Raw genomic sequence first — 4,766 nt, forward strand, 5'->3', positions numbered from 1 at the left:
GATCGTTCGTGAAATCAAGAAGGAACTGGGAATGACGGAGAATTCATATTATCGCTTTTCAAAACAGACGGACAAGCAGGTCGAGGAACCGCAGCCGCAGGTTGACTTTGAGCGCATGAAGCGTTTAGACACTGTCTATCGGGCATTTTTGAACAAGCTGTTCTTGGCGAGGATCCATAAACCGGATTTGTACGCACGCGGTTTGTCGGACGAGGATATGGAGCGGTTCGGCTTTAAATCCGTTCCGCTGTTCGGCTACAAAGCCTTGTGCCGGGAATTACAGGCTGAAAACATCAGCTTGGAGAATGTCGGCGGCTTTTATCTCGATGGCGGTGAGTGGACGATCAACCTCAATCCGAAGATGACCGGCTACATGATCCCCGTATATAACTATTTCGGCTATATCGAGGGTATCCAAATTCGGCTCGATCGTCCGTTTGGCAAGACGAAATACCTCTGGTTTTCTTCCAACGGCTTACCGGGCGGCGCGGCTACTGCGGCGATCCCTTTCTATATGAAGGGAAGTCGAAAGCCCGATACGCTGATCGTTACGGAAGGCGCGTTTAAAGCGATCATACCCAACAAGGTGTTCGGGTATAGCCTTCTTGCGCTGCCGGGCGTGAATAATATCCGCGAGTTTGAAAAGCTGCTCCCGTATATCCGGCAGGACTACCGGCAGATTCTGATCGCGTTTGACGCGGATTTCCGCATCAATGAGAATGTGGCGAAGGCAAAGGAGAAGTTGAGGCGGCTGATTTATGAGAGTGATATTTACTGTTCAACCTTTGAATGGGATTTGTCCGACGGAAAAGGATTGGATGATTTTGCGCTGCATTGGATCAAAAGCAGAGACAATGCGGAAATTGAAGGGAGTGACGAATGAAGCTATGTATATCTACACGCAAAACAAATTAAACATTATCGGAGTGAATGAAAGGTCAAAATTCTCCATTGACACCTCGCAGCAGGGATTGCCGCGTCTGGTGGTGTATGAGGACGGCGTCAAAAACGTCTTGGGCGTTTATCTTCCCAACGAAGCGATGACAATTCTCAAGCAGTTGTTGCAGGCATTGAGTGAGGGACAGGCGTCCTACGAAATGCCGATATCCTCGCGCTTTTCCAACGGCTATCCGCTATCAAGTAACGACGTTCAGCGGATAACCGCCAAGCTGTCCGTCACAACTCATGCCAGACACAGAATGATTGAGCGCGGACTGTTCAGCGCGGACGTCTCGCCCGAAAAAATGAAAGAATCCGTTATACTATATATAAGGAACTCTTTTTGTTCCTTTTATAACACCGACGGCTCCGTCACGATCGGCGTCGATAACACCCACTACTTTATCATTGACTACGATTATCTCGCGGGCGGCTATTCGGTCAGAACCTACGCGGAGGAATCCGCTCACGGCTATTCTGTATCCGACAAACGCCGCAAGGCGAGAGGGGAGAGGGCTTAGTTTTAGGAGTTATTTGAGCAACAAAGTCAGCAATAAATGCTCATAAAGCTATGTTATAATATAGTATATCAAATCCAGGCGAAAGGAGTAACAATATATGGATTTAGTCAATAAAAAATTACTTAATGTTAAGGAATTAAAGGAATACACCGGTTGGGGTGATACGACTGTAAGGCGTTTGCTGAGAAGAGCCGACAGCCCCTTTACGGTTCGCATGGGCAACAGATTATACGCAGACAAGGATTTGTTTGACAAATACATTGCCGATTGCATTAAGTATCAGATAAATGTATGTTGAAATCATCAAAGTAATATGGTAAAATGATTATGTACTAATCATTTTACACGCTAAGGAGTGAAATGATTTGGGCAAAGATTTACATGGTAAATCCTTAGGCAAAGGTATAAGCCAGAGAAAAGACGGTCGATACGAGGCAAGGGCTATTATCCACGGAACTAAGATTCATTTGTATAATATGAGCCTTACTCAGATTCGAAAGGATTTTGAAACAGAAAAAGCCAAGGTGATAAGAAACGAAACAAACAATTGGTCAAATACTACATTGAACGAATGGTTTGATGAATGGTTCAAAGCATATAAGGAGCCAAAGCTAAAAGGCGGAGAGTCTACCCAGATATATTTGAGAAAGATTAAAAACACCTACATAAGGATTTTGGGTCGAAAGAAGGTTGAACTTGTTTCATCAATCAATGTTCAAACTGCTACTAATCAGCTTATAGAGGAAGAATACGGATATCGAAGCATTCGAGAGGCATTGTCGGTTCTCAGGGATTGCTTTGAAGCGGCGCTCATGAACCGCATGATCCAAGTCAATCCCTGTAAGGATATTTATATTCAACAGGCTGATATAGCGCCAAAAGAAAAACGTGTTTTGGATAAATGGGAACAAGATTTATTCTTGAAGTTAACCGAAAATGATATCTATCATGATTTATATATCTTCATGCTTTTAACCGGTATAAGAATCGGAGAATTATCAGCTTTAACTTGGGAGGATATTGATTTTTATAAAAAGGAAATCAGTATTTCCAAATCAATGAAAATTTACTATGTGAATAAGGTAAAGTATCAAGTTGTCAAGGCACCAAAGACATTGACCGGATACAGAATCATCCCGTTTTTTCACGGAGTAGAAGAAGCATTGAAAAGTTGGGCTAAGATTCAGCATGAACTCAAACAGAGCGCCGGAGCGAACTGGCAACCGATTGAGGAATACGGTAACTTGGTTTTCACAACCTCCAAAGGCACGCCCATTACCAGGTATAATCTTTCGCATGACATAAAAAAGGTAGAAAAAGATATGATTATCTATGAAACGCAGACTGCCTTTAGCGAGAAGAGAGTACCGCGGCAAATCAGAAGCATTCATCCGCATGTTTTCAGACACACTTTTGCGACTAATTGTTTTAAAAAGAAACTGGATCCCGTTTTTGTTCAGAGGATTATGGGACACGCAAGCTATGAAACAACATTGTATTATACACACCTGGTAGGCGAAGTAGTTGAGAAAGAGATTCAAAAAACGGTCAATTTCCTGGATTGAGAAAAATGCGTAAAATAAGTTTATCTGTTTGAGTTTTGCGTAAAATATCAGAGTTGCGCACCGCTTTTCGATACAGCCTTTTGACAAAACAATTTTTTGCTTACAAATTGCTTAAATGTTTTTTGCGCAGGCTGAATTGTTTAGAGTACAAGCCAAAAATGAAATCACTTCGCATTTATGGTACAATAATTTGACCTAATCAGAGCCTTCCGTTTTGGGAGGCTCTTTTTTCATGCTGCTCTTGCATTATTTGATGAAAAGCTTTATAATGCTGTAAGACGATGATTTTTACTAACGAGGGAACTATTCCGAGGACAGAGAATGCGAACTAAAGTCACAATTATAGACCGCAGCAATCCTGAGCTGCTTGAAATTCAGTGCCATCAAATCAGCGACGAAGTGCGCGAGATAGTTGCCTTTGTTAAATCCCGGCAGGGACAGCTTACAGCCACCGCCGACGAAAGGCAGTACGAGGTTGCCGTAACCGATATTTTTTATATAGAAGCGGTGGACAACAAGGTTTTTCTCTACACAAAAAACAAGGTGTATGAAACAAGACAGAGACTGTACGAGCTTGAGGAGGTGCTGAGGGAAAAGCATTTTTTGAGGGTATCAAAATCCACGCTGCTGAACCTGATGAAGGTAAGCTCGATAAAGCCTGCGCTGAACAGCCGTTTTACGGCGGTGCTTCCGTCGGGAGAGCAGGTTGTGATAACCCGAAAATACGTACCTGAGCTTAAGAAAGCGCTTAAAGGAGAAACCACGTAGCGCGGAATAAAAATGATATCGCGCCTGCTTTTGAAAAAAGTAAGTCAATACACTTGACAATCCGGCTGAAAAAAGGTAAAATAGTTAAAGTTGAATACGGAGACGTATCGAAGTGGTCATAACGGGGCTGACTCGAAATCAGTTAGGGAGCAATCCCCCGCGGGTTCGAATCCCGCCGTCTCCGCCAAAGCGAAAATCCTGTCACGCTGTGGCAGGATTTTCGCTTTGTATTATTAATTTTTCAGTAATTTTTCAGTATTCATTATTCAGTCCGGGCAGGATTTTCTAAATTAATACTGAAAACTTAAGACTTAAGAATGAAAAATGATTATTGTAACAAAGAACCGATTTTGATATAATATACTTGGTGATAAAAGTGAAACAAAATATTTTGATTGATAAATCTATTGACTTTGGCGCAAGGATAGTAAAGCTGCACCGGTACTTGTCAAAAGAAAAGCACGAAAACGTTTTATCTAAGCAAATTTTACGTAGCGGTACTTCTATCGGCGCGAATATTAACGAAGCGCAGTATGGAAACAGCAAGGCGGATTTTATTTCGAAGCTGCATATCGCCTTAAAAGAAACGGCAGAAACCGAATACTGGCTGCATATTCTGTTAAAATCCGATTATCTGGATAATAAACTGGCGTCCTCGCTGTTGGCTGACTGTTTAGAGATCAAGCGAATTTTGATTGCGTCCATCAATACGGCAAAAGAAACCACTTGATTTATCCCGATTGACTTATTGCGTTTTAGATGTTAGTATATAAACAGATAATCCCACATCACACAGAAATTAAGGTGAGACAATGGTTGAGCTTAAAAAAGAAAAAAAGGTCGAATATCTTGAGCTGATATACGACCTAATATTTGTTTATATCATCGGGCGGAATAATTCGCTTTTGCACCATGTTCAGGACGGCTTTGTCACCCAGAGCAATTTCTTTGCATACGTGCTCTGTACTCTCGC

General features: G+C 42.1%; 6 protein-coding genes and 1 tRNA gene. All 7 read left to right on the forward strand.

The window, feature by feature from the left end; translation table 11 throughout:
* Positions 1–883, forward strand: an 883-nt coding sequence (locus KQI64_RS01535) for a DUF3854 domain-containing protein (protein WP_216523018.1), incomplete at its 5' end; no start/stop codon positions are given.
* On the forward strand, positions 855–1,460 hold the full coding sequence (locus KQI64_RS01540; protein WP_216523019.1) for a hypothetical protein: 606 nt from the start codon (positions 855–857) through the stop codon (positions 1,458–1,460). The genes KQI64_RS01535 and KQI64_RS01540, both read left to right, overlap by 29 nt.
* A 97-nt stretch (positions 1,461–1,557) precedes the next feature.
* Positions 1,558–1,758, forward strand: a complete 201-nt coding sequence (locus KQI64_RS01545) for a helix-turn-helix transcriptional regulator (RefSeq protein WP_186833893.1) — start codon at positions 1,558–1,560, stop codon at positions 1,756–1,758.
* Between the two features lie 67 nt (positions 1,759–1,825).
* Positions 1,826–3,025 carry a tyrosine-type recombinase/integrase gene (locus tag KQI64_RS01550; protein WP_216523020.1) on the forward strand — a complete coding sequence of 400 codons (1,200 nt, stop codon included), beginning with the start codon at positions 1,826–1,828 and terminating at the stop codon, positions 3,023–3,025.
* 321 nt (positions 3,026–3,346) lie between these two features.
* Positions 3,347–3,793 (forward strand): LytTR family DNA-binding domain-containing protein, encoded by a 447-nt coding sequence (locus KQI64_RS01555; RefSeq protein WP_216523021.1) that lies wholly within the window; start codon positions 3,347–3,349, stop codon positions 3,791–3,793.
* A gap of 98 nt (positions 3,794–3,891) precedes the next feature.
* Positions 3,892–3,980 (forward strand) — tRNA-Ser (locus KQI64_RS01560).
* Between the two features lie 189 nt (positions 3,981–4,169).
* Positions 4,170–4,523 carry a four helix bundle protein gene (locus KQI64_RS01565; protein WP_216523022.1) on the forward strand — a complete coding sequence of 118 codons (354 nt, stop codon included), beginning with the start codon at positions 4,170–4,172 and terminating at the stop codon, positions 4,521–4,523.
* Positions 4,524–4,766 lie beyond the last annotated feature (243 nt).

The sequence above is a fragment of the Lachnoclostridium sp. MSJ-17 genome (genome assembly GCF_018918205.1).
Classification (GTDB): Bacteria; Bacillota; Clostridia; order Oscillospirales; family Acutalibacteraceae; genus Ruminococcoides.

Excerpts from the sequence above, each read along its gene's own strand:
- KQI64_RS01555 (WP_216523021.1), top strand. The coding sequence starts at position 3,347 with ATGCGAACTAAAGTCACAATTATAGACCGCAGCAATCCTGAGCTGCTT.
- KQI64_RS01545 (WP_186833893.1), top strand. The coding sequence starts at position 1,558 with ATGGATTTAGTCAATAAAAAATTACTTAATGTTAAGGAATTAAAGGAA.
- KQI64_RS01540 (WP_216523019.1), top strand. The coding sequence starts at position 855 with ATGCGGAAATTGAAGGGAGTGACGAATGAAGCTATGTATATCTACACG.